Origin of the sequence: Paenibacillus pinistramenti (assembly GCF_005869875.1) — a bacterium.
GTDB lineage: Bacteria > Bacillota > Bacilli > Paenibacillales > Paenibacillaceae > Fontibacillus > Fontibacillus pinistramenti.
The window spans coordinates 583,510-607,359 of sequence record NZ_VAWG01000002.1 but is presented as its reverse complement, the minus strand read 5'-3'; the positions used below and the strand labels follow the sequence as shown (position 1 = coordinate 607,359).

Annotated in this window: 27 protein-coding genes; all 27 read left to right on the top strand. The window is 49.2% G+C overall.

Annotated features, from left to right (window positions below; all coding sequences use genetic code 11):
- Positions 1-366, top strand: a complete 366-nt coding sequence (locus FCN15_RS05560) for a response regulator (protein ID WP_138493967.1) — start codon at positions 1-3, stop codon at positions 364-366.
- A 12-nt stretch (positions 367-378) separates the two neighbouring features.
- The gene (locus FCN15_RS05555; RefSeq protein ID WP_138493966.1) at positions 379-924 is read left to right on the top strand and encodes a flagellar biosynthetic protein FliO; all 546 of its coding nucleotides are present in this window, start codon (positions 379-381) and stop codon (positions 922-924) included.
- The gene (gene fliP / locus FCN15_RS05550) at positions 921-1,676 is read left to right on the top strand and encodes a flagellar type III secretion system pore protein FliP (protein ID WP_138493965.1); all 756 of its coding nucleotides are present in this window, start codon (positions 921-923) and stop codon (positions 1,674-1,676) included. The genes FCN15_RS05555 and fliP overlap by 4 nt, the downstream gene beginning before the upstream one ends.
- A gap of 53 nt (positions 1,677-1,729) precedes the next feature.
- On the top strand, positions 1,730-1,999 hold the full coding sequence (gene fliQ, locus FCN15_RS05545; RefSeq protein ID WP_138493964.1) for a flagellar biosynthesis protein FliQ: 270 nt from the start codon (positions 1,730-1,732) through the stop codon (positions 1,997-1,999).
- Positions 2,000-2,011: 12 nt separating this feature from the next.
- Positions 2,012-2,794: a flagellar biosynthetic protein FliR gene (fliR, locus tag FCN15_RS05540; RefSeq protein WP_138493963.1), complete on the top strand. Its 783-nt coding sequence runs from the start codon at positions 2,012-2,014 to the stop codon at positions 2,792-2,794.
- Positions 2,795-2,824: 30 nt separating this feature from the next.
- Positions 2,825-3,913: a flagellar biosynthesis protein FlhB gene (gene flhB, locus FCN15_RS05535; RefSeq protein ID WP_138493962.1), complete on the top strand. Its 1,089-nt coding sequence runs from the start codon at positions 2,825-2,827 to the stop codon at positions 3,911-3,913.
- 23 nt (positions 3,914-3,936) lie between these two features.
- Positions 3,937-5,970, top strand: coding sequence for a flagellar biosynthesis protein FlhA (gene flhA, locus FCN15_RS05530; RefSeq protein ID WP_138493961.1), 2,034 nt, complete (start codon positions 3,937-3,939; stop codon positions 5,968-5,970).
- The gene (gene flhF / locus FCN15_RS05525) at positions 5,967-7,385 is read left to right on the top strand and encodes a flagellar biosynthesis GTPase FlhF (RefSeq protein WP_138493960.1); all 1,419 of its coding nucleotides are present in this window, start codon (positions 5,967-5,969) and stop codon (positions 7,383-7,385) included. Before flhA ends, flhF begins: the two co-directional genes overlap by 4 nt.
- Positions 7,382-8,284 (top strand): MinD/ParA family protein, encoded by a 903-nt coding sequence (locus FCN15_RS05520; RefSeq protein WP_138493959.1) that lies wholly within the window; start codon positions 7,382-7,384, stop codon positions 8,282-8,284. Before flhF ends, FCN15_RS05520 begins: the two co-directional genes overlap by 4 nt.
- A 25-nt stretch (positions 8,285-8,309) precedes the next feature.
- Positions 8,310-9,689 carry a protein-glutamate methylesterase/protein-glutamine glutaminase gene (locus FCN15_RS05515; RefSeq protein ID WP_138493958.1) on the top strand — a complete coding sequence of 460 codons (1,380 nt, stop codon included), beginning with the start codon at positions 8,310-8,312 and terminating at the stop codon, positions 9,687-9,689.
- Positions 9,690-9,719: 30 nt separating this feature from the next.
- A complete protein-coding gene (locus FCN15_RS05510) occupies positions 9,720-11,807 on the top strand; it encodes a chemotaxis protein CheA (RefSeq protein WP_138493957.1) in 2,088 nt (695 codons plus the stop codon).
- A gap of 51 nt (positions 11,808-11,858) precedes the next feature.
- Complete coding sequence (locus tag FCN15_RS05505) at positions 11,859-12,320, top strand: chemotaxis protein CheW (protein WP_138493956.1); 462 nt, start codon at positions 11,859-11,861, stop codon at positions 12,318-12,320.
- Between the two features lie 38 nt (positions 12,321-12,358).
- The gene (locus FCN15_RS05500) at positions 12,359-12,952 is read left to right on the top strand and encodes a chemotaxis protein CheC (protein ID WP_138494049.1); all 594 of its coding nucleotides are present in this window, start codon (positions 12,359-12,361) and stop codon (positions 12,950-12,952) included.
- A complete protein-coding gene (locus FCN15_RS05495) occupies positions 12,945-13,442 on the top strand; it encodes a chemotaxis protein CheD (RefSeq protein ID WP_138493955.1) in 498 nt (165 codons plus the stop codon). The genes FCN15_RS05500 and FCN15_RS05495 overlap by 8 nt, the downstream gene beginning before the upstream one ends.
- Before the next feature lie 2 nt (positions 13,443-13,444).
- Entirely contained in the window at positions 13,445-13,876 is a 432-nt protein-coding gene (locus tag FCN15_RS05490) for a hypothetical protein (RefSeq protein WP_138493954.1), read from the top strand.
- A 15-nt stretch (positions 13,877-13,891) separates the two neighbouring features.
- Positions 13,892-14,680, top strand: coding sequence for a FliA/WhiG family RNA polymerase sigma factor (locus FCN15_RS05485; protein WP_138493953.1), 789 nt, complete (start codon positions 13,892-13,894; stop codon positions 14,678-14,680).
- A 34-nt stretch (positions 14,681-14,714) separates the two neighbouring features.
- Complete coding sequence (locus FCN15_RS05480) at positions 14,715-16,121, top strand: DUF342 domain-containing protein (RefSeq protein WP_138493952.1); 1,407 nt, start codon at positions 14,715-14,717, stop codon at positions 16,119-16,121.
- Between the two features lie 95 nt (positions 16,122-16,216).
- Positions 16,217-16,543 (top strand): hypothetical protein, encoded by a 327-nt coding sequence (locus tag FCN15_RS05475; RefSeq protein ID WP_138493951.1) that lies wholly within the window; start codon positions 16,217-16,219, stop codon positions 16,541-16,543.
- Positions 16,544-16,597: 54 nt separating this feature from the next.
- On the top strand, positions 16,598-17,185 hold the full coding sequence (locus tag FCN15_RS05470; RefSeq protein WP_138493950.1) for a hypothetical protein: 588 nt from the start codon (positions 16,598-16,600) through the stop codon (positions 17,183-17,185).
- Positions 17,182-17,766, top strand: a complete 585-nt coding sequence (locus FCN15_RS05465) for an endolytic transglycosylase MltG (protein WP_138493949.1) — start codon at positions 17,182-17,184, stop codon at positions 17,764-17,766. Before FCN15_RS05470 ends, FCN15_RS05465 begins: the two co-directional genes overlap by 4 nt.
- Before the next feature lie 196 nt (positions 17,767-17,962).
- Positions 17,963-18,661: a 30S ribosomal protein S2 gene (gene rpsB / locus FCN15_RS05460; RefSeq protein ID WP_138493948.1), complete on the top strand. Its 699-nt coding sequence runs from the start codon at positions 17,963-17,965 to the stop codon at positions 18,659-18,661.
- Between the two features lie 120 nt (positions 18,662-18,781).
- A complete protein-coding gene (gene tsf, locus FCN15_RS05455; protein WP_138493947.1) occupies positions 18,782-19,432 on the top strand; it encodes a translation elongation factor Ts in 651 nt (216 codons plus the stop codon).
- Positions 19,433-19,636: 204 nt separating this feature from the next.
- Positions 19,637-20,365 carry a UMP kinase gene (pyrH, locus tag FCN15_RS05450; RefSeq protein ID WP_138493946.1) on the top strand — a complete coding sequence of 243 codons (729 nt, stop codon included), beginning with the start codon at positions 19,637-19,639 and terminating at the stop codon, positions 20,363-20,365.
- A complete protein-coding gene (frr, locus tag FCN15_RS05445; RefSeq protein WP_138493945.1) occupies positions 20,365-20,919 on the top strand; it encodes a ribosome recycling factor in 555 nt (184 codons plus the stop codon). Before pyrH ends, frr begins: the two co-directional genes overlap by 1 nt.
- Positions 20,920-21,077: 158 nt before the next feature.
- Positions 21,078-21,845 carry an isoprenyl transferase gene (locus tag FCN15_RS05440; RefSeq protein WP_138493944.1) on the top strand — a complete coding sequence of 256 codons (768 nt, stop codon included), beginning with the start codon at positions 21,078-21,080 and terminating at the stop codon, positions 21,843-21,845.
- A 22-nt stretch (positions 21,846-21,867) separates the two neighbouring features.
- Positions 21,868-22,668 carry a phosphatidate cytidylyltransferase gene (locus FCN15_RS05435; protein WP_138493943.1) on the top strand — a complete coding sequence of 267 codons (801 nt, stop codon included), beginning with the start codon at positions 21,868-21,870 and terminating at the stop codon, positions 22,666-22,668.
- Between the two features lie 31 nt (positions 22,669-22,699).
- Positions 22,700-23,839, top strand: a complete 1,140-nt coding sequence (locus FCN15_RS05430) for a 1-deoxy-D-xylulose-5-phosphate reductoisomerase (protein ID WP_138493942.1) — start codon at positions 22,700-22,702, stop codon at positions 23,837-23,839.
- Positions 23,840-23,850 lie beyond the last annotated feature (11 nt).

Sequence of the window (23,850 nt, the reverse complement as noted above, 5' to 3'; positions counted from 1 at the left end):
ATGGCAAACCGAATTTTGATTGTAGACGATGCAGCATTTATGAGAATGATGATCCGCGACATTTTGACTAAGAATGGATTTGAAGTAGTAGGAGAGGCCCAGGATGGGTCGCAGGCAGTAGAGAAATTTAAAGAATTACGTCCTGATTTGATTACGATGGATATCACGATGCCAGAAATGGATGGAATTGCAGCACTGAAGGAAATCAAGAAAATTGATGCTTCCGCTAAAGTCATTATGTGTTCCGCGATGGGCCAGCAGGCGATGGTTATTGATGCGATTCAAGCAGGAGCCAAAGACTTTATCGTTAAGCCGTTCCAGTCTGACCGCGTTATCGAAGCGATCAACAAAACGCTTGGCGTATAAGGACTGCAGGTTATGCCTTTTGGGTTAACAGCAGCTCTGGAAAATAACCAGCCGCCTGAAGTTTATTCAGGCCAAATTGGCAATATTTTTACCGTCATTGCCGTTCTGGCCGTTATTGTCATTCTGATCGTGCTATTGATCCGGTTTTTAGGTAACAGAAATCACGCCATGTCCAGACACCGCTCCATCCGTACGTTTGGTGCGGTAGGACTTGGTCCGAATAAATCGGTACAAGTGCTTGAAATCGGAGGCAACATTTATGTCGTGGGTGTTGGGGAAGACGTTACAATGCTCGACAAAATTACCGATCCTGAAGAAATAGCTCAGCTGATCCGGAGTTTTGAAGAGGCAAGCCCTGATTATTCTAGGTTAACCTCCGTTGTTTCCTCTTTCACCGCCCGGTTTCGAAAGGAAGAGCCTCCAGTGGAGGAGGAAATTGACGAAGCTGCTTTTCACGAAGTATTTGAGTCAAAGCTTAGAAAGCTGCCGAATCGGAAACAGCAGGTGAAAGCTATCCTTCAGGAGGACCAATCTACAGATCGGTTGGGGGACTCATGAAAAAAAAGCTTGCGATCATTGCATTATTGCTGATGCTGTTTAGCGTATTGTCGGTAACTGCTTTTGCTGCCGATCCTATTCCTAACATAAATATTCAAGTTGGAGATTCGGGGGGAACCCCGGGCACCAGCTCGCTGTCGATTATTCTGCTGGTTACGGTGCTCAGCGTTTCACCGGCCATTCTGGTTCTGATGACGAGCTTTACCCGGATTGTGGTTGTGCTTGGCTTTGTGAGAAGCTCGCTTGGAACCCAAACGGCACCTCCAAACCAGGTTCTGGTTGGTCTGGCTTTATTTATGACCTTGTTCATCATGAGCCCGACCTTATCGGATGTTAACAAAGTAGCTCTTCAGCCCTATTTAAAGGGTGAAATTACCCAGACGGATGCGCTTGAGAAGGCCGCTGTCCCGATGAAGAAATTTATGTACAAGCATACCCGGAATAAGGATCTTCAGCTGTTTCTCAGCTATACGAAGATGGAGCAGCCGAAGAACGTAGAGGATATTCCGATTACGGTGCTTGTTCCTGCTTATGCAATCAGCGAATTAAAGACGGCTTTTCAGATGGGCTTCATGATTTTTATCCCGTTTCTCATCATTGATATTGTGGTATCCAGTACGCTGATGGCGATGGGGATGATGATGCTGCCTCCGGTGATGATTTCACTTCCATTTAAAATATTGCTGTTCGTGCTGGTTGATGGCTGGTATCTGGTCGTGAAGTCGCTGCTTGAAAGCTTTGGCACTTCTTGACGGCCTAATTGCATGACGGCGGTAGCGAAGAGAACGAACTGGAGGAGAAGGTTATGAATTCGCAATTTGTCATTGGACTTGCGGGACAAGCGATCTATACGGTCCTGAAAGCCAGTGCTCCAATGGTGGTAGTCGCTTTGGTTGTCGGACTTCTGGTCAGTATCTTTCAGGCTACAACCCAGATCCAGGAACAGACGCTTGCATTCGTTCCAAAGATTGTAGCGGTGCTGCTGGCCCTGCTCTTGTTTGGGCCGTGGATTCTGACAACGCTGGTGGATTTTACGTATGGAATCTTAAATAATCTGTCCCGCTATATCGGATAGGAACTGTCACCTATGGATATTATGCAGGCTTTACCTGTTTTCATGCTTGTTTTTTGTCGAATTACCGCCTTTTTTGTTGCTGCGCCTGTATTTTCGTCTCGAACGGTGCCGAATACGTTTAAGATCGGATTTTCCGGCATGGTAGCCGTGCTGATCTTTCTGGTTTATGGCACCAAACAAACGGTTCCGACGGACTTGACTTACATTGTCTTTATCTTAAGAGAAATCCTGGTCGGTCTCCTTATGGGGTACGTAGCCACGCTGATGTTTACAGCAATATCCATGGCCGGCGCCTTTCTGGATATACAAATCGGATTCGGGATGGCCAACGTGCTCGATCCGATGACTGGAGCATCCGCACCGGTTACCGGCAACTTTAAGTACGCGATCGCGACACTCTTTTTCCTGGGGATGAACGGTCATCATTATCTGCTGGAAGCCGCGCTTCGCAGCTATGACTGGATTCCGATTACCGGGGATGTGTTTGCCCGGATTCAAAACGGCAATGTCAGCGAATTTTTAATCCGTGCGTTTGGACAGTCCTTTATGATTGCCTTTCAAATGGCGGCACCGATCATTGTCGCTTTGTTCTTAACTGACGTGGCGCTGGGCTTTCTCGCGAAGACCGCACCGCAGTACAACATTTTTGTAATCGGCGTTCCCCTTAAGGTTTTGGTTGGACTGATCCTGCTGCTGGTGTTTATGTCCAGTCTGGTTTATTCCTTTCAGCAGCTGTTTGAAACTTTGTTTAAAACCTTGGAAAATCTGCTGGGGACGGTCGGGAGCAGGCCTTAAGCCTTAAACTCTGTACAGGAAGGAATGTCCTTGGCAATGCGCTACACACTTGATCTTCAGCTGTTCGCCGGAGAGAAAACGGAAAAGGCTACGCCAAAGAAACAAAGGGAAGCCCGTGAAAAAGGCCAGGTTGCCAAGAGCAATGATGTCTCCGGTGCACTTGTTCTGCTTTCCTCATTTCTGGCACTGCTTATGTTCGGCAGCTATTACAAGCAGCACCTGGTTGATTTGTTTAAGGACTTTCTGCTGCACCGTTTGAACGACGACGTGACAGCCCAAAGTGTAACTCAAATGTTTGCCAGCCTGGCAGCTCAAGTAGCGATGATTGTGGCGCCAATCTTTGCGATTGTAATGGCGGTTGCGATTATTGCCAACTACATTCAGGTAGGCTTCCTGCTGACCGGAGAACCCTTGAAGCCGAAGATCAGCAAGATCAATCCGCTTAAAGGCTTTAAAAATATTTTCTCGCCGCGCACCGTCGTGGAGTTTCTTAAGTCCATTTTTAAACTGCTCGTGATTACGGTGGTTGTCTTCATCACCCTGTCCGGTTCAAGAGACGACATTTCAAAAATGGGCCGTATGGGCATCGAAGAGGCCTTTACTTATACGTCCAAGCTGACTTTGGACCTGGGCATCAAGATTGGTGCTGCGCTGTTAGTTCTGGCTTTCGGGGATTACATGTACCAGCGTTATTCCCTTGCCAAAAGCCTGCGGATGAGCAAGCAGGATATTAAAGATGAGTATAAGAAAATGGAAGGCGATCCTCTCATTAAGGGGAAAATACGTGAAAGACAGCGCCGGATGGCGCTGCAGCGTATGATGCAGGAGATCCCGAAGGCAGACGTCATCATCACAAACCCTACACACTTCGCCGTAGCGCTGAAATATGACGGAAGCGCCATGGATGCTCCGCAGGTAATTGCGAAAGGCCAGGACTATGTGGCTCTGCGCATCAGGGAAATAGCCAAGGAGCATGGAGTTATAACGATGGAAAACAAGCCGCTCGCCCGCGCGCTGTTTCAAAGAACGGAAATCGGCGATTCGATTCCGGCAGATTTGTTCCAGGCCGTGGCAGAGGTTCTGGCATATGTATATAAATTGAAAGGCAAAGTCAGATAAAGAAGGGATCGGAGGCGATACGAATGAAAATTAAAGATATTTCGATATTGGTAGGTATTATCGGCATCGTCCTGATGATGATTCTCCCGATCCCGAAAATGCTCCTGGATATTCTCTTGGTTATCAATATATCTATTGCGATGATGATTCTGCTTGTCGCAATGAATACGAAGGAAGCTCTGCAATTTTCCATATTTCCTTCCTTGCTTCTTATCACGACGATGTTCCGGCTGGCACTCAACATTTCGACAACAAAGCTTATTCTTGGACAAGCTGATGCCGGCCATGTGGTGCGCACGTTCGGCAGCTGGATTTCGAGCGGGCAGCCGGTTATCGGCTTTATCGTCTTCTTGATTCTGGTTGTCGTACAGTTCATCGTCATCACCAAAGGTTCAGAGCGCGTTGCCGAAGTTGCGGCCAGATTTACGCTCGATGCGATGCCTGGTAAACAGATGAGTATCGACGCCGACCTGAACGCAGGGCTTATTAATGAGCAGCAGGCGAAGGAACGCCGCGCAAAAATCGAACGTGAAGCAGACTTTTACGGGGCGATGGATGGTGCGAGTAAATTCGTAAAAGGCGACGCTATAGCCTCCATCATCATTTTGTTCATTAACCTGATCGGCGGATTCATTATCGGGATGGTTATACACGGCATGGCGTTCCAGGATGCGCTGTCCACTTATTCGCTTCTGACGATCGGGGACGGATTGGTGAGCCAGATTCCTGCGCTGCTTATTTCCACTTCCGCAGGTTTGATCGTCACTCGGGCCTCCTCGGAAGGGAACTTGGCCGATGACATTACCAGTCAGCTCTTTGCTTATCCGAAACTCATTTATATCGTAGCCGGCATGATTACTCTGCTGGGGATCTTTACCCCGATCGGGATTGTGGCCACTATACCGCTTGCTTTAGCACTTGCGTATGCGGCCCGGCGGATGCAGACCAATCTCAGCAAGAAAGCGATTGAGCAGGTTCAGCAGGAAGAAGAGCAGCAGATCGAAGAGGTCCGCAGTCCGGAAAGTGTCATTAACCTTCTGCAGGTTGATCCCATTGAATTTGAGTTCGGCTACGGGTTAATCCCGCTTGCGGATACGTCCCAGGGCGGAGATCTGCTCGACAGAATCATCATGATTCGACGGCAATGTGCACTCGAGCTTGGTTTAGTTGTACCGGTTATCCGAATTCGCGACAATATTCAACTAAAACCGAACGAATACGTCATGAAAATTAAAGGAAATACCGTTGGGCGCGGGGAATTACTACTTAATCACTATTTGGCGATGAGTCCGGGATTCGATGATGAATCCATTTCCGGAATCGAGACCTTGGAGCCGGCATTCGGGCTGCCTGCCTTATGGATTGATGAAGCAACCAAAGAGCGGGCTGAAATGTCCGGCTATACGGTTGTCGATCCGCCTTCCGTCGTGGCTACCCATTTGACGGAGACCATCAAGAAACATGCTCACGAGCTCTTGGGCAGACAGGAAACGAAAGCCCTTGTTGATAACCTTAAGGAAAATTATCCGGTGCTTGTGGATGAGCTTATCCCTTCGGTCATGTCGGTTGGGGATTTGCAGAAGGTTCTTGCCAAGCTTCTTCGCGAGAAGATTTCGATCCGGGATATGGTGACTATATTTGAAACGCTTGCGGATTACGGGCAGTACACCAAGGATCCGGAAGTACTGACGGAATATGTCCGCCAGGCCTTGTCCCGTCAGATCACCCAGCAGTATACGAACCAGGGGGAGACGATGCAGGTGATTACCGTCGGACCTTCCCTGGAGAAGAAAATTGCCGAAAGTGTGCAGCAGACGGATCAGGGAAGCTATGTGGCGCTTGACCCTGTTTCAACCCAAACTGTCTATCAAAGGCTTAATGAGCAAATTAACCGTTTAATCCAGTCCGGCCATCAGCCGATTGTTTTAGCCTCTCCGACGATCCGGATGTACTTGAGACAGATCATGGAAAGAACACTGCAGGATGTTCCGGTGCTTTCCTATAGTGAACTGGAGCCTAACGTCGAGATTCAAAGTGTGGGAGTGGTCAACCTGTGAGAGTAAAAACTTATATCGTAGAGACCATGCCGGACGCCATGCTTAAAATCCGAAAGGATTTGGGCGGCGACGCCGTCATCCTGAGCACGAAGAAGATCAAGGTTGGCGGATTCCTGGGAATGTTCGGGAAAGTAAGGCTTGAGGTCATTGCCGGGGTAGACGAATCGGAACAAGCACCTGCCGGGACTGCGGCCAAACCGCAGGCGCGCCAGTCAGCCAAACCGTCAGCCAAGCCGCCGGCTAAATTGTCAGCCAAACCAAATTTGAGCAGCTCTTCTGTCCGGGCCACTGGCCGAATGGGCACTCAAGCCTACCAGCGTACCGCAGAGCTCTTATCGACCGGACAGGCTGAGAACACCGCCGTACCGAACAAGATGCCGGAATTGTCCGGTTCAAGCATAGAAGAAGAGAAGTTTGCTGTTCAGTTTGAGGATTTCCTTGTTAAAGAGGCAGAGGATGCGATTCCCGCTGCGGGTTCCGCAGCTCCTCAACCAAGTGCAGCCTTACATGCTGTTCCTGATTCTTCTGATGAAGAGTTCAGGAACAAGCTGCTGAATGACATCCAGCAGATGAAGCTTATGATGAACAGGTTCGCTAAAGAGCACAGTGAAGAACGGCTGCTGCCGGAGGCGCTCGAAGAAATCTCGAACCGGCTGAAAGCACAGGAAGTGGATGCCGGTTTGGCTGAAGCGTGGATTAAGCCGGCGTTTGATGCCTGGGAAGCCTCAGGAGAAAGCTTAAGTGAAGCCGAACTAAAGCAGGCGGTCAGAGAGGAAATCAGCAGCTTCCTGGATGCCCGGATAGCAGGCGGTATTTCTGATACGACCAGAGTGGTGTATGTGGCTGGACCGACAGGGGTTGGCAAAACAACGACCATAGCCAAAATGGCTGCGGATCAAATCTTCAGAAATCATAAGAAGGTAGGCTTCATTACTGCCGATACTTACCGGATTGCGGCAGTCGAGCAGCTAAGGACCTACGCGACCATTCTTAATGTACCGCTTGAAGTTGTTCAGTCCCCGGGAGATATGAAACGAGCTGCTTCCAGTCTGGAGGACTGCGATCTCATCTTTATGGATACGGCGGGCAGGAATTATTTGAACGAGCTTTATGTAGCGGAGCTGCATAGTCTGCTCAGCCTTAAAGATCAAAGCGAAACCTGCCTGGTTCTAAGCCTTACCTCCAAGCCTGGAGATATGAAAGCCATTGCGGAACACTTTTCCAAATACGGGCTGGATAAAGTCATCTTTACCAAACTGGATGAAACAGAAAGCTGCGGAGGAATGTTTAATCTGCTTTCCGAATACCCGCTCCAGCTTCTTTATTTAACCAATGGGCAAAATGTTCCGGATGACCTTCTTCAGGCTGACCGGGAGCTGCTTCTGAATGCGCTGCTTGGAGATGAATCTGCATGAAAGACCAGGCTGAATCGCTCCGAGCCATGATTGAGTCCCGGATGAAGCAGGAGCAGCAGGAGGAGCATTCCGAAGCTGCACAGCCTGCTGCCTCCGCTAGAATAATCACGATCAGCAGCGGGAAAGGAGGGGTAGGCAAATCCAATTTCACCCTGAATCTGGCTTTGACGCTTCAATCATTAGGGAAAAAGGTGCTCCTCTTCGACGCCGATATCGGAATGGCAAACATCGATGTTTTGATGGGTGTCCGTCCTGCTTACAACCTGTACCACCTTCTGAAGAGAGAGAAGACGATCTCCGAAATCATTGCATATGGAGAAAGCGGGCTTCCTTTCATTGCTGGAGGATCCGGACTTGCAGATTTGTTTTCCTTGTCGGAAGAGGATTTAGTTTACTTTACCTCCCAAATTGAGGCTATTGCCGGGGAAATGGATTTTATTCTGTTTGATACGGGTGCCGGATTGTCGAAAGAAACCTTTAACTTTATTACAGCAGCCGACGAGTGTCTGGTAGTGACCACGCCTGAGCCGACCTCGATTACGGATGCCTATGCACTGATCAAAGTCGTCAGCGGGTCAAGGCCAGATGTGAAATTCAGGCTTGTGGTTAACCGGGCTGACGGTGAGAAAGAAGCAAAGTTTGTTGCCGATAAGATTACACTTGTCGCGCAGCGATTCCTGAACCTGGACATCGCGCTTCTCGGTTATATCCGGGACGAGCCTTATGTCATGAATGCTGTGAAGAGACAGATCCCTTTTACAATTGCTTACCCCCATTGCTCAGCTTCAAAAGATGTTCGGCAGATTGCCCAGGCTTTTGCGGAAGTTACAGCAGTTAGGCAGGAAGGCGCTTTGACGGGAATCAAAGGATTTTTACACAAGTGGCTTCGTACAAAATGATTCTTTACAAGGACAGTGGTGGACGATGAAACCTTATCGGATCTTGGTTGTCGATGATTCGCCTTTTATGCGCAAAATTATTACCGATCTTATTGAACAGGACCCTGCTTATTGGGTAGAGCGGACTGCCGCAAATGGCCTGGAAGCCGTCAAGCTGATCAAGGAGCTTTCTCCGGATCTCGTTACGATGGACGTTGAGATGCCGGAGATGAATGGACTAGAAGCGCTTAAGAGCATTATGAAAGAGCAGCCCGTTCCGGTCATTATGCTATCCGGTATTAATGAGCAGGGAATGAGAGAGACCATTATGGCTCTTGAGCTCGGGGCATTTGACTTTATACGCAAGCCATCCATTACAGGCAATTCCCAGAGTATTGCTGAAATTGGCGAAACGCTCCGTATGCAGATTCAAGCCGCTATGGCGGCCAAGGAGCGGAGGATGGCGCGGGAGGAGGCGCTCCGCAAGGCGGCGGAGGAGCCGAAGCTTCCGGCGCAGCCGAAAGGAATTCAGCGGCCTCAGCCGCCGGCCGGCAAATCTGCCGCTGAGCTTGACCTGAGTTTAAAAGATACGGCTGCCAAGCAGACTGCAGCAGCCAAACAGGCTCTTCCCAAGCCGGAAGAGCCAAGGCAGAAGCAGAATCTGCCGCGTCCAGCAACTAAACCAGCTTCAGCTTTGCCGGAAGCAGCAGCTCCTGCCAAACCGCCCCATCAGGCGCGGCCGCAGGAGGAACGCAGATTACCGGCGCCTGAAGGGCTTCAAGCAGCTGACATGCCAACAGGCCCGGCTAAAGGCCTCAAACCGGCGAAGACTTCCGCTGTGTCGGGCGTCTATCAGCATCTTGTCGCTGTCGGATGCTCTACAGGCGGTCCGAAAGCTCTCAAGGTTCTGCTTGAATCTATACCGGCTGATTTTCCAGCGCCAGTCGTCATCGTTCAGCACATGCCGCCAAACTTCACGAAATCCTTGGCCCAGCGTCTGAACAGCTTGAGTCCGCTTCAAGTCGTTGAAGCCGAAGACGGCATGACGCTTGAGAAAGGGACGGCCTATATTGCACCGGGAGGCAAGCATACCCGGATCAAGCAGGGGACTGACGGCATCTGCAGAATTGCGCTCGGTAACGACGAGCTGCGAAGCGGGCACCGCCCTTCGGTAGACGTGCTCTTCGAATCTCTGCTCCCTCTGGGTTCATTGCAAAGACATGCCGTGCTGATGACCGGAATGGGCAGCGATGGAGCAAAGTCTATGAAATTGCTTTATGATGCGGGAGTCACCTCAACGATTGCAGAAAGTGAAGAAACCTGCGTCGTTTACGGCATGCCGCGCTCCGCTGTGGAGCTTGGCTGTGTCACATCCGTACTGCCGCTTCATGATATTGCATCAAAATTAGTTCAAATTGTGAAATAACAATCTGACCCCTTGGAGGAGGTGCTCGCTATGGACATGAATCAGTATTTATCCATGTTTATTGATGAGGCAAATGATCACCTGCAGGCATTGAATGAGAATATGCTGCAGCTAGAAAGCAATCCGGAAGATATCGCTATTGTTCAGGTTATTTTCCGTTCAGCTCATACGCTGAAAGGTATGGCGGCTACTATGGGCTTTGAAGATTTGGCGTCTTTGACGCACCAGATGGAGAACGTTCTTGATTTGGTCCGAAACGACAAGTTGAAGATGCAGGATTTTATTTTTGACACATTGTTTAAAAGCCTGGATGCCCTTCAATCTATGGTCCAGGATATCGTGGAGGGCGGAGACGGCAAGGCTGATGTAACCTCTATTGTAGATAATCTGCAGGCCATCGTCCGCGGAGAGAAGCCTGGCTCCTCACCTTCCGGCGGTGCAGCAGGTGCTTCGGCTTCCCAAAGCCAAGCCAAAACAGCACTCGAGCTCGATGAATTCCAGCAATCCGTTCTTGAGCAGTCTATGAACGAAGGGCATAAAGCTCATTATATTGAAGTTACAGTTCGTGAAGATTGTCAGTTAAAAGCAGTTCGAGCCTACATGGTGTTTGATTTGCTGGAACGTTTCGGCGAAGTAGTGAAATCTTATCCGACGGTTCAGGACATCGAGCAAGAAAAATTTGAAAACAGCTTTTCCTTGTATTACATAACACAGAAGGATGCTGCTGACCTCGAAAGCATGATCATGAACGTATCGGAGATCGGCGCTGCTAGCGTGATGCCTCTGGATAAAGAGTCGCTTCAACAGCTTGTTTCGTCTGCCAGCAGTCAAGCGGCTGCTGCGGTTGAGACGCCTGAGAAGCCATCTGCCCCAGCACAGGATCAGACTGCTGCACCGGCGGCCGCTGCTTCCGCTGCTCCTAAGGATGCACCTGCCAAGAAGCCTGCAGCCGGCGGCGCACCGGCGCCATCGCGCACCATTCGTGTTGATATTGAACGCCTGGATGTGCTGATGAACTTGTTCAGCGAGCTTTTGATTGATCGTGTAAGATTGGAACAGCTTGCGGGCGAAATTAAACGCAGTGAGTTAACCGAAGCGGTTGAACATATGACACGCGTTAGCAGTGATCTGCAGAACGTTGTTCTGAAGCTCAGAATGGTGCCGATTGATACCGTCTTTAACCGGTTCCCGCGGATGGTCCGCGACCTGGCCAAATCGCTGAACAAGAAAATTGACCTTGTCATTACTGGTGCAGAAACCGAGCTTGACCGTACCGTCATCGACGAGATCGGCGATCCGCTCGTGCACTTGCTCCGGAATGCAGTTGACCACGGGGTAGAGACAATCGAAGATCGTCTAGCAGCCGGCAAACAGGAAACGGGTACGGTTCAGCTCAAAGCTTTCCACAGCGGCAACCACGTCTTTATTGAAATCATTGATGACGGCCGTGGTATTGATCGCAGCAAGGTTGCGGCCAAAGCAATCAAGAACGGTATTCTGACTGAAGAGCAGGCCAAGGCCATGAGCGACGACGACATTGCGCTGCTGCTGTTTGCTCCGGGCTTCAGTACGGCAGAGAAAATCTCCGATATTTCCGGCCGCGGCGTTGGTCTTGATGTCGTAAAATCTAAAATCGAATCTCTGGGAGGAACAGTCCTCGTTACGTCTACCTTGGGCCAAGGCTCCAAGTTTTCGGTTCAGCTGCCGCTGACCCTGTCGATTATCTCCGCTATGCTGATTAAAACAGGGGATGAGAAATATGCAATTCCGCTGTCTTCCATTGTAGAGACCGGTTTGATCAAGCGTTCGCAGATTCGGGAAGTGCATGGCTACAAGATGATTCCTTACCGGAATGCTAACATTCCGATTCTTTCGCTCAAGAATATCTTTGATATTCCAGGCTTTGACGAAGAGAACGAGGAAGAAACAGAAATTGTAGTAATCCGCAAAGGGGATCGCCTGGCGGCATTAACCGTAGAAGAGTTCATCGGCCAGAGCGAAATTGTCATCAAGAACCTGGGCAGCTATCTGCCTGCTGTTCAAGGGATCTCCGGCGGCACTATTTTGGGAGACGGGCAAGTAGCCTTGATCATTGATCCTAACGCTTTTATTAAGTAAGTCTGCTTGTTGTAAATATCTCTGATTGACCAGATGAGGAGGAAGTTAAGCATGGGACAAGAATTGAAAGTGATTGTATTTAAGCTTGGCACAGAAGAGTATGGAATTGATGTAGACAAGGTGGAAACGATTGAGCGGATGCTTCCGATTACCCGGGTACCGAAGACCTATTCCTTTGTAAAAGGAGTGGTGAACCTTCGCGGTGTCGTGATTCCGGTTATTGATCTGCGCGGGCGCTTTGGCCTTCCTGAAACGGAAAACACCGACCAAACCCGTATTATCATTGTATCGGTTGAAGATATGCAGGTAGGCTTTATTGTAGATTCGGCTAATGACGTTATTGATTTGGATACTGACTTGATTGATTCGCCGCCGGAAGTAGTGGGCGGAGTGAAAGCCAAATATTTGGATGGAGTTGCCCGTATCTCGGAGGAACGTCTTCTGATCATGCTGAATCTTTCCGAGGTTCTTAACAAAAGTGAAATTATCCAGCTTGAAGGCCTAGAGGGGTAAGCTTGGACAATATATTTAAAGGGTTTGCTGAATTCAAAATGGACGTTCTGAAAGAAGTCGGCAATATCGGCGCGGGCAACGCTGCTACCGCTCTTTCACGTCTGCTTGACAAACCTATTGACATGGCTGTTCCCAAAGTCCAAATGCTTCCGTTTGGTGAAATTGCGGAGAACGTCGGGGGAGCCGAGAACCTTGTTCTTGCTGTCTTTTTCCGGGTAGAAGGGGAGGCTCCGGGCAACCTGTTCTTCATTTTGACACCGGATGCCGCGAAGAAGCTTCTTCACCGCCTTGCGGCGATTGAAATCTCGGAAGGTGACACGTTTTCGGAGATGGAGTGGTCAGCCATCTCTGAAATCGGCAACATTTTGGCCGGCTCCTATCTATCCTCGCTGGCCGATTTCACCAAGCTGAGCATGAGCCCGACGGTACCTGCTGTTGCGATGGATATGGCCGGTGCGATTTTGAGCTATGGGCTGCTGCAGTTTGGACAGATGGGCAATGATGCGCTGCTGATTGATACTACCTTTATCGAAGGCAAACACGAAGTCGAAGGGCAATTTTTCCTCATTCCGGATCCTGAATCGTTTGACAAAATCTTTTCAGCACTGGGAGTGCCTTTCGACAATGATTGAGGAACAGCCTATTGTCAAAGTTGGAATGGCGGAAATGGGAACGGGGCGCTCTCACGGATTAATCCGGACAACGGGGCTGGGGTCATGTGTTGGCCTCACTTTGTTTGATTCAGAGACAAAGCTGGCAGGGATGGTTCATGTTATGCTTCCTTCCTCCGAAATTGCCAAAGAAGGTTCTCTGAATATTGCCAAATATGCCGATACTGCAGTGCCTGCGCTCTATAAAGAGCTTCTGAATATGGGGGCCTCCGCCAAAAGGCTGGTAGCCAAAATGGCCGGCGGTTCCCAAATGTTTGATTTTGCAGGCAGCGGGGACACGATGAGAATCGGACCGCGCAATGTCGAATCCTGCAAGGTTTGTTTGAACGAGCTGGGGATTCCTCTTATCGCAGAGGATACGGGAGGAAGTTACGGCAGAACGATAGAACTGGATTGTCAAACGGGTATATTATTTATACGCAGCGTACAAATGGGAATAAAGGAATTGTAGCTATGGCAGGGAAAATGCTTTTTAACTGGTTATTTGGCGGCGTCGGCTTCCTATTGACGTTAATCGTTTCTTCTTCTCATAACTTATTCATCACTTCAATAATACGCAGCCTTATTGCTTTTGTAATCTGGTTCCTGCTGGCCTTTGGCATTCGCTGGATGTTTGGTATGCTTCAGACTGGACACGCTCCGGTGAATGCTAAAGCCCCAACCGGCAAGGAGGACGGAGAGAAGAAAGGGCTCCGGTTTGACATGACAACGCCGGATGAGAATGAGGCTATACACGATATGCTGAAGCCCTCTGAACATGAGACATCCGAGACAAACCAGGGTGCGGCTTCGTTTCAGCCTCTAAATCCGCCCCGTTTGGTAAAAACCGCTGACAGGGATCCTGAAGAGCTGGCAAAAGCTGTCCGTCACCTGACAGAAGACTAGAGAGGGTGAGATCAAGTGAGTGAACGAAAATTTTCTTCTCTCGGTTATGCAGATTTATGGGAGAGATGGAAGGAAAAAGGCGATTTAGAAGCGAAAAAAGAACTGATAGAAAAGTATTTAAATATTGTAGACTACGTATCCGGTCGTCTGGCTGTAGGTCTTCCAAGGAATATTTCCAAAGACGACCTGTTCAGCAACGGCGTGATGGGTCTCATGGACGCTGTAGAGAAATTTGACTACAAGAGAGGCCTTCAATTTGAAACCTATGCCTCATGGAGAGTAAGGGGTTCCATTTTAGACGGGCTCCGTCAAGGGGATTGGGTTCCCCGTTCGGTTAGGGAAAAAGCGAAGAAAATTGAAGAAGGTTATCAAAAGCTCGAACAGAAGTATTTGCGGACCGTAACGGATGAAGAGATGAGTCAGTACCTTCAGGTTTCGGAGAAAGAGTTTCAGCAGATGCTTCAGGATGTTGCAGTGATGACGCTTTGTTCACTTGAAGATCCGATCCGTGAAGAGGAATCGGAAACCCGGATGTCCATGCTGATTGATGATAAAGCGAAGAATCCGGATTATAAGGTGCGAGAATTTTATTTAAAAGAATCGCTGACTAAAGGAATCGAGAAGCTGACGGAGAAAGAACGTACCGTTGTTTCTTTATTATATTATGAAGATCTCTCCCTGAGTGAAATTGCCGAAGTCATGTCTCTGTCTCCTTCTCGGATTTCTCAACTTCATTCTAAAGCAATTTTGCGTCTTAGAGCCACTCTGGAGAAGAGCAGAAATTTATTAATGCAGGAGGATTAATCGTTTTAGCGGTCATTAAGAGGAGGAAGGGATTATGAAGCAGGTTGAGGATCTGGAGCAGCTCGTGAGTATTACGATCTCTGACGATAAAATGAGTGCTTATCTGGAGCTGGCCGAAATTGACAGCGATGCCAGCTTTGCAGAGGAGCAGCTTATCGGGTTCATGAGAGAAAACGGCGTCGTTTACGGCATCCAGACTGAAATTGTCCAGCGGATCATCCAGAATCCGGTGGACTACTCGCGCAGCCGGACACCGATCGCCTTTGGCGATAAGCCTAGAGATGGCGTTGACGGCAAGATTGTTTACGCTTTCGATATTCACAGCAAGGGGCCCCGTCCTTTGGAGACTGAAGACGGCAAAGTGGATTATAAGGAAATTACACGCCTGAATAACGTTGCCAAAGGTCAGTTGATTGCCACAAAGGAACCCTCTGTGCCTGGACAGGCTGGAACAGATGTGACAGGTCAAGAAATCCCTTTTAAAGCAGGTAAAGAGGCACGTTTTAAATTAGGGAAAAATGTGCTGCTCGCCGGTGAAGGCGAAGCGTTATACGCAGCAATTGACGGCTTGGTTACTTTAACTGACAAAGGGAAAACCAACGTTTTTCCGGTATATGAAATTAATGGCGATGTAGACTACAGCGTCGGTAATATTCAATTTGTCGGAACCGTAGTCGTTCGCGGAAACGTGCTTTCCGGGTTTAAAATTGCCGCAGCCGGAGATATCCGGGTAATCGGCGGCGTTGAAGGAGCCGAGCTTGAGGCCTCAGGATCGATTGAAATATCCGGCGGAATTATAGGATATAACAAGGGTTTGATTAAAGCCGGCCAAAACGTGAAGAGTTCCTTCATTCAGGATGGCAATGTGGAAGCAGGGGAGAATGTCATCGTCTCTCAAAGTATTATGCACTCCAACGTCCGTGCCGGCGGGCAGGTTTTGTGCGATGGAGCCAAAGGCTTAATTGTCGGCGGCCATATTCAAGCCGGAGAAGCTGTTGCTGCCCGTACGATCGGCAACCCCACGTCGACTGCTACGGTTATTGAAGTAGGTGTTCTGCCTGAGCTGCGCAATGAACTGGCCGAGCTTCGTAGCAGCATGAAGGAACTCGTCGCTAATTTGGACAAAACGGAGAAAGCGCTTGTACTTCTTGACCAGCTTGCCTCCCAAGGAAAGCTGTCAATGGATAAGCTTGCCATGCGCTCCAAACTGACTTTGTCAAGGAAACAATCGCTTGCAGAGCAGGCGGAGCTTAAAGAACGTATTTTAGAAATCGAGAAGACTCTTGAAGATACAAGCAGAGCCAGAGTTAAAGTCATTAGAACGATTTATGGCGGCTCCAAGATTGTTATCGGAAGATATACGAAATTCATTAAAGATCCAATCTCAAATATGATCTTCTATTATAACGAAGGCGACATCTGTATGACCGCCAATATCTAGCTCCATAATATACTTAGGTACTTAAGATTAACGGTAAATAGCAGTAGTGTCAGGTCATTATTAATAAGACTGCCAATGGGGCGGGGTGAGCGCCAGTGGATTTAAAACCCGTAGAATTGCAAATTGCCGTGCCGCGTACAAGCGAGGCCAGCCGGATTCATCAGGAGCAGCAATCCAGACCGGGAGTGGACCAGCAGCATTTGGCGGCCCAGAATATCCTTGAAAGCGAACACCAAAGAATCCGAAGCAGTGAAGTCGATGATTCCCCGAGATCAGAGCTGCGTGAAGAGGGCAATCGCTCCTCATCTGACCGCAGAGGTCATCAAAGCCGCCGAATGGTACAAAGTGAGGAGCATCAGGAACCATCCCCTCACCCGGCCGAGCATCCCTACAAAGGAAAACACGTGGATTTTACTTTCTAATTTGAATTGCAAAAGGTGAGAATATTGTCTTGGAGCCCTTGGGTTTATATAGTTTTGTTAGGCATTGCAGCGATCCTTTATGCCTGGATGCAGCCTAAGCTGAAACAGCAGCAGACTGCTTCTGCTGGTAGTCCTTCGGATGTGGAAGAGACGCTGGAGCATTTTATGGCAGAAATGGAGCGCGATAACGAAGAGATCATCGGTCTTATTGCAGATATGAAGCAGGAGACGGTGTCCAAGCAGTTATCGCTTCAGGAGCAGCTAACCGAGCTCCGGCAGCGGCTGCAGCAGTATGAGCGGCAGAACCTTCTACTCGAGAGCCGTCTTGAGAAACTGGAAAAAGAGGAGAGGCTGGAGAAGCTCGAACCTCTGGAGGAACAGGGACAACAAACGCAGGCCCGCTCTGGAGACCGGCCTTCCGGTTCGCCGGAAAATTCCGCTCAAGAAGGTATTCTCCTTCCTCAGGAGCAAGCGGAAGAACTCCAGCCGCAGCCTCCTAAAGTACGTGAACGCTATCCGGAATTGTTTGCCCTGTACGATCAAGGTAAATCTATCGATACCGTAGCGAAAGCAACGGGAATGGCCCGGGGAGAGGTGCAGCTTATCCTGCAGCTGGCTAAGAGGGAGGAGACCGCGATATGATGCGCAACCGGCAGTTTTTGTTCGGGCTCGGTTCCGGTCTTATTATCGGCGCATTACTTCTCCAGTTGATGAATGTAGCCCAAACCCAGCCTAAAATGCTTACCAGTGAGGAAGACGTCCGTTCTGCGGCTGAAACCTTAGGACTTAGAGTATATGACAGCTCTGAACAAGTGTACACTGAGGAAGAATGGCAGGAGAAGGCGAAGACCGGTACGGCGTCCACACCGTCGGCAACACCGGCTCCTCCCAGCACTCCCGCACAGCCTGCGGATCCTTCAAGCCCTTCAACTCCTTCGGCTCCTGCCAAAGTCGAGAAGCCTTCAGCGGCCTCTGCGGCCGAGCCAAGTGCCTCCGCCAAGGCTTCAGCCCAGGTGGCTACGGTTAAAATCGTTTCCGGAACCAACCTGACCGGAGTGGCGGCGAAGCTGAAAGAGGCAGGCGTCATTTCAGATGCAGCGGCTTTTATCCAGGAGGCAAAGAAATGGAATGCCTCAACAACCATTCAGACAGGCACCTATACCTTCACTAAAGGTGAATCCTTCAAGAGCATTACTGACAAAATCACGACCGGGACAAAGTAAGCCAAGAAGGCCCGGGATGATTTTGTTGGATTTTGTTGCAACGCCCAGAGTCTTATGCTATATTATTTGATGGTGTTAAAACACACGGTAACGGATTCCGTAAAGGGTGCTTTTCTGCCTATAGGCGAAGAGTCTTGACGGGAAATGACGCTGCCGGAGGAGCATCAAATAAAACCAAACTAGGAGGTGTGTGAAGATGGCAGTAATCTCCATGAAGCAACTGCTTGAAGCAGGTGTTCATTTCGGTCACCAGACTCGTCGCTGGAACCCGAAGATGGATCGTTATATCTTCACTGAAAGAAACGGTATTTATATTATTGACCTGCAAAAGACGGTCAAAAAAGTTGAGGAAGCTTACAACTTTATCAAGAGCGTAGCCGAAGAGAACGGAACTATCCTGTTCGTAGGTACTAAGAAGCAAGCTCAAGATTCCGTGAAAGAAGAAGCTGAACGCGCTGGTCAATTCTACATTAACCAACGCTGGCTCGGCGGTACTTTGACCAACTTCCAAACGATTCAAAAGCGTATCGACCGCTTGAAAACGTTGGAAAGATGGGAAGAGGACGGAACTTTCGCAGTACTGCCTAAGAAAGAAGTTATCCTTCTCCGCAAAGAGAAAGAACGTCTTGAGAAATTCCTTGGCGGTATCAAGAACATGAAAGGTTTGCCAAGCGCATTGTTCGTTATCGATCCGCGCAAAGAGCGCATTGCTGTTGCAGAAGCTCGCAAGCTCGGTATCCCAATCGTAGGTATTGTTGATACAAACTGCGATCCGGACGAAATCGACTATGTAATCCCAGGCAATGACGACGCGATCCGCGCTGTTAAATTGCTGACTGGTAAAATGGCAGACGCTGTTATCGAGGCTCACCAAGGCGAGCAAACGACTGCTTAACATAAGCTTTGTCCATATACCGATAAATTAAATGAAAAAGGGTGGTTGGTAGGTGCGAAAACCTTTCACTACCCTTTTTTTAAAGCAAAAATATATAAACCCTATGGAGGTAATTTGAAAATGGCAGTTGACGCAAAATCCGTAAAAGAACTTCGCGAAAAAACGGGCGCAGGTATGCTGGATTGCAAAAAAGCTTTGGAGGAAGCCGGCGGCGATCTGACTAAAGCAGCTGAACTTCTCCGCGAGAAAGGCTTGGCAGCAGCAGCTAACAAAGCTGGCCGTATCGCTACTGAAGGTGTTGTTGAATCCTACATCCACGCTGGCGGACGTATCGGTGTTCTCGTAGAGATCAACTGCGAAACAGACTTCGTTGCTAAAACGGATCAATTTAAAGAATTCGCACGCGACATTGCAATGCACATTGCTGCAGTAAGCCCTAAATATGTTCGCCGTGAAGAAGTGCCAGCTGAAGAAGTTGAGAAAGAGAAAGAAATTTTGAAAGCTCAAGCTCTGAACGAAGGCAAACCGGAAAAAATCGTTGAAAAAATGGTTGAAGGCCGTATCGGCAAATTCTACGAAGAAATCTGCCTGCTTGATCAGCAGTTCGTCAAAGATCCTGACAAAACAGTCGCTACTCTGCTGAACGAGAAAATCAGCACAATCGGCGAGAACATTTCCATCCGTCGTTTCGTACGTTATGAACTGGGCGAAGGCTTGGAGAAGAAAGTCGACAACTTCGTAGAAGAAGTTATGGCTCAAGTTAAAAAATAATTAAAAAATATTTGGTAACTTTACATTTGTTTAACCTATTGATGGAACACGCCGTGTTCCTTCTTTTTTAGAATATGACGATTATATGATTAAGATCCCCACAAAGTAGTCAGCATAGGCTTCAGGGCATTTGCGCCATTTTGTGGGGTTATTTTAACCTGAGGCGGATTTGCGGTCCGCCGTTTGGGAAGTGGAGGGTTTGCATTGGAACAGCCTATATTTAAACGCGTTGTACTTAAAGTCAGCGGGGAATCCCTCGCCGGTCAAAACGGTTACGGAATTGACGCAGAGACCATAACATCAATTGCACAGCAGGTTAAAGATGTGGTAGAACTTGGCGTTCAGGTTGCGATCGTATGCGGCGGGGGCAACATCTGGCGCGGGATTGCCGGCAGTGCCAAAGGAATTGACCGCGCTACAGCAGACTATATGGGCATGCTTGCCACTCTTATGAATTCGCTTGCTCTCCAGGATGCGCTTGAGCAGATCGATGTGCCGACCCGTGTCCAAACCTCAATTGCTATGCAGCAAATTGCTGAGCCTTATATCCGCCGCCGGGCAATCCGTCATCTGGAGAAAGGCCGTGTCGTGATCTTTGCAGCTGGTACAGGCAACCCGTTCTTCTCTACGGATACTACTGCAGCTCTGCGCGCCGCTGAAATAGAAGCGGAAGTAATCCTGATGGCGAAGAATAAAGTGGACGGCGTGTATTCCGCGGATCCGTTCGTCGACCCGACTGCCGAGAAATATGAACAGCTTACTTACCTTGAAGTACTTAACAAAAACCTTGGAGTCATGGACTCCACTGCATCTTCTCTGTGTATGGACAACAACATTCCGCTCATCGTGTTCGCGATTACGGAGCAGGGCAACATTAAACGCGTTGTTCTCGGAGAGAAGATCGGTACGGTTGTAAAAGGGAGTGTAGACTAATGCCGCAATCAATCAAGAAGAGCGCTGAAGAGCGGATGGAAAAAGCGATCCAGGCCTTGAAGAGAGACCTGGCGACCCTTCGGGCAGGCAGAGCGACTCCATCGCTGCTGGACCGGATTCAAGTGGAATACTACGGTGCTCCAACACCGGTAAATCAGCTCGCTAACATCAATACGCCGGATTCCCGTACTTTGATGATTCAGCCTTGGGATAAATCTTCTCTTGCTGACATTGAACGGGCTATTATGAAATCAGATCTTGGACTGACACCTGCTAATGACGGGACTGCTATCCGTCTGGTGATTCCGGCCTTGACTGAGGAACGCCGCTTGGAGCTTGTTAAGACAACGAAAAAATTCGGTGAAGAAGCCAAGGTGGCGATCCGCAACATCCGCCGCGATGCCAACGACGATATCAAGAAGCTTGAGAAGACGGATATTTCGGAAGACGAATCCCACCGTCATCAGGAAGATATTCAGAAGACAACAGACAAGTTTATTGCTGAAGTCGACAAGGTGCTTGCAGCGAAAGAAAAAGAAATCATGGAAGTGTAAGAGACCAAAGCGCCCCTCCTATTATGGTGGGGTTTTGTCTCTTTTTCGATATTACCGCAACGGTTGACGGGCAGATCTGGACGGCGAATTGCTGAAATCGCTCAGAGTTAGCGGGTGGATTCCCGCCGCGGCTGCCTGCCGCCGCATGGAGGATTATCATGAAGAACCTTTTTCGGCCAAGGTTGAAACAAGATCAGCAGAACTTAACTTTAAGTTTGGATAAGAACAATATTCCGGAGCATGTGGCCATCATTATGGATGGCAACGGCCGGTGGGCTAACCGCAGGGGGATGCCGAGAATAGTCGGGCACCAGAATGGCATGAAGGCCGTCAAGCGCACGACCATCGCTGCCGATGAGCTGGGTATTAAATATCTGACGATGTATGCTTTCTCCACGGAGAACTGGAAACGCCCTAAGGACGAAGTTGACTTTTTGATGAAGCTGCCTCAGGAATTTCTGGCCCTCGAAATGGATGAACTCGTTGAGAAGAACGTTCAGGTTAAAATGATGGGTCATACGGATGCACTTCCGAAATATACAATTGCCGCAATGGAAGAAGCGGTTAAGCGGACAGAGAACAATACGGGTCTCGTCCTGAACTTTGCACTGAACTATGGAAGCCGCAGAGAAATTACGGAAAGCTTGCGCACAGCTGTGCAGGAAATAGCAAGCGGAACCCTGCAGCTCGAGGATTTGAACGAAGATTGGATTTCCTCCAGACTGCTTACGAAAGGCATTCCTGATCCGGATTTGCTGATCCGAACGGGAGGCGAAATCCGCCTTAGCAATTTTATGCTCTGGCAGCTTGCGTACAGCGAGTTTTGGTTTACGGATGTGTACTGGCCCGAATTCAGCAAGGAGCATCTGATTGCGGCGGTTGCGGAATTCCAGCGGCGCACGCGCAGATACGGCGGCTTAACTTAACCTTGGGAACGGAGGGACAGGATTGAAACAGCGTTTGGCAACGGGGATTATTGCGGGTATTTTTTTTCTGGCATTATGTCTATTAGGCGGATCACCTTTTAAACTGCTGATTCTGCTTATGGCACTTATCGGATATTATGAGTTTGTTAAAATGACAGGGGTAACGCCATTTGGGGCGGCAGCCTTAATCGGCTATGCCGGTGTTGCGTTGTTTTTCCTTCCATGGAGGTCGCTCCACCTTCCGCTCGAATGGGATCAAACGGCTCTGATTTGGCTGGTTATGCTGCTTCTTGCTGCTGTTACTGTCTTCAGTAAAAACCGCTTTTCGATTAAAGAGGCATCCCTTCTGCTCTTTGGGACCGTATATGCCGGAGTTGGCTTCTCGTCTATTGCGGATATGAGAGGAAGCGCGGACGGACATGGCTTGTTCTGGACGTTTCTGCTGCTTTGTTCCATATGGGCCAGCGATGCTGGTGCTTACTTTGTAGGCAAAGCGGTGGGCAGAACGAAGCTGTGGCCTGCGATCAGCCCTAACAAAACGGTCGAAGGAGCCTTGGGCGGCGTTGTGATTGCGATTGTAATTGCTGTGATATTCGCAGCAGCTTCGGGCGGACTGCTTGGCATTCCGCGTGCGGTGCTGATTGGATTATGTGCGGCTGTGGTTGGCCAAATTGGGGACCTCGTACAATCCGCATACAAACGCGTTTATGGAATTAAAGATTCAGGCAATCTTCTGCCGGGACACGGCGGCATTCTAGACCGCTGCGACAGCTGGATTGCGGTTTTTCCGTTTATTCATTTCCTGATGCTGCTTCCGAGCTAGTACATAAATATAGAATACAGAGGTTATTCAGATGAAAAAGATAGCGATTATCGGTTCAACCGGCTCAATCGGGACTCAAACCCTGGATGTGGTCTCAAACCATCCGGACCAGTTTCAGGTTGATGCGCTTGCGGGCGGCAGCAACATCAGTCTTTTGCTTGAGCAGGTGAAGAAGTTCAACCCGCGCATCGTTTCAGTTGGCACTGCGGAATTGGCTGATGAGATCAGGCCGCTTTTGCCGGCAGGCACGAAGCTTTATCACGGTCAAGAGGGTCTTATCGAGGTTGCAGCCGGTTCCAATGCCGATATGGTAGTGACGGCTGTAGTGGGAAGCGTCGGGCTTCGTTCCACGCTGGCAGCAATCGAGGCGGGTAAACAGATCGGCTTGGCCAATAAAGAGACTCTCGTTACCGCCGGTCATCTGGTCATGGAGCTTGCCGCTGCAAAGGGAGTTCCCATCCTGCCGGTAGACAGCGAGCATTCTGCTGTGTTTCAGTGCTTGAACGGAGAAAGCATCCGCGAAGCAGCGAATATTACTTTAACGGCATCCGGCGGTTCGTTCCGCGATCTCAGCCGTGACCAGCTGACCCATGTGACCGTAGAAGATGCTTTGAAGCATCCGAACTGGTCGATGGGCGCCAAAATTACAATTGACTCGGCGACGATGGTCAATAAAGGGCTGGAAGTCATTGAGGCACACTGGCTGTTTGGAGTTCCTTATGACCAAATTCAGGTACTCCTGCATCCGGAGAGCATTGTCCATTCTTATGTGGAATTTGTTGACGGCAGTATTATTGCTCAGCTTGGAACGCCGGATATGCGCGTACCGATTCAATACGCCCTGACTTATCCGGAGCGCCGTCCTTCTCCAGGCGGACGTTTGTCTCTTGCCAAGATTGGCCAGCTTCATTTTCGCGAAATGGATTATGCAAGGTTCCCCTGTTTAAGACTGGCCTTTGAGTGTGGTAGAATAGGTGGGACAGCTCCGACGGCCTACAACGCTGCGAATGAGATTGCGGTTGCCCGCTTTTTAAATAAGGAAATTTCGTTTCTGGAGATTGAGAGCATCATCGAGAAAGTGCTCGAAGAGCATAAGGTTGTTGCCGGGCCGGATTTGGAAGCGATCGAAGCAGCCGACGCTTGGGCAAGAGTGAGAGCAGGGCAGCTGTAACGGCTTGATGC

Coding starts and splice junctions, on each gene's coding strand:
- frr (WP_138493945.1), top strand. CDS start 20,365: ATGCCGCAATCAATCAAGAAGAGCGCTGAAGAGCGGATGGAAAAAGCG.
- FCN15_RS05510 (WP_138493957.1), top strand. CDS start 9,720: ATGGACATGAATCAGTATTTATCCATGTTTATTGATGAGGCAAATGAT.
- FCN15_RS05515 (WP_138493958.1), top strand. CDS start 8,310: ATGAAACCTTATCGGATCTTGGTTGTCGATGATTCGCCTTTTATGCGC.
- FCN15_RS05500 (WP_138494049.1), top strand. CDS start 12,359: ATGGACGTTCTGAAAGAAGTCGGCAATATCGGCGCGGGCAACGCTGCT.
- fliP (WP_138493965.1), top strand. CDS start 921: ATGAAAAAAAAGCTTGCGATCATTGCATTATTGCTGATGCTGTTTAGC.
- rpsB (WP_138493948.1), top strand. CDS start 17,963: ATGGCAGTAATCTCCATGAAGCAACTGCTTGAAGCAGGTGTTCATTTC.
- FCN15_RS05480 (WP_138493952.1), top strand. CDS start 14,715: ATGAAGCAGGTTGAGGATCTGGAGCAGCTCGTGAGTATTACGATCTCT.
- FCN15_RS05430 (WP_138493942.1), top strand. CDS start 22,700: ATGAAAAAGATAGCGATTATCGGTTCAACCGGCTCAATCGGGACTCAA.
- flhA (WP_138493961.1), top strand. CDS start 3,937: ATGAAAATTAAAGATATTTCGATATTGGTAGGTATTATCGGCATCGTC.
- tsf (WP_138493947.1), top strand. CDS start 18,782: ATGGCAGTTGACGCAAAATCCGTAAAAGAACTTCGCGAAAAAACGGGC.
- FCN15_RS05505 (WP_138493956.1), top strand. CDS start 11,859: ATGGGACAAGAATTGAAAGTGATTGTATTTAAGCTTGGCACAGAAGAG.
- FCN15_RS05520 (WP_138493959.1), top strand. CDS start 7,382: ATGAAAGACCAGGCTGAATCGCTCCGAGCCATGATTGAGTCCCGGATG.
- FCN15_RS05440 (WP_138493944.1), top strand. CDS start 21,078: ATGAAGAACCTTTTTCGGCCAAGGTTGAAACAAGATCAGCAGAACTTA.
- fliR (WP_138493963.1), top strand. CDS start 2,012: ATGGATATTATGCAGGCTTTACCTGTTTTCATGCTTGTTTTTTGTCGA.
- FCN15_RS05555 (WP_138493966.1), top strand. CDS start 379: ATGCCTTTTGGGTTAACAGCAGCTCTGGAAAATAACCAGCCGCCTGAA.
- FCN15_RS05465 (WP_138493949.1), top strand. CDS start 17,182: ATGATGCGCAACCGGCAGTTTTTGTTCGGGCTCGGTTCCGGTCTTATT.
- FCN15_RS05560 (WP_138493967.1), top strand. CDS start 1: ATGGCAAACCGAATTTTGATTGTAGACGATGCAGCATTTATGAGAATG.
- FCN15_RS05495 (WP_138493955.1), top strand. CDS start 12,945: ATGATTGAGGAACAGCCTATTGTCAAAGTTGGAATGGCGGAAATGGGA.
- fliQ (WP_138493964.1), top strand. CDS start 1,730: ATGAATTCGCAATTTGTCATTGGACTTGCGGGACAAGCGATCTATACG.
- FCN15_RS05490 (WP_138493954.1), top strand. CDS start 13,445: ATGGCAGGGAAAATGCTTTTTAACTGGTTATTTGGCGGCGTCGGCTTC.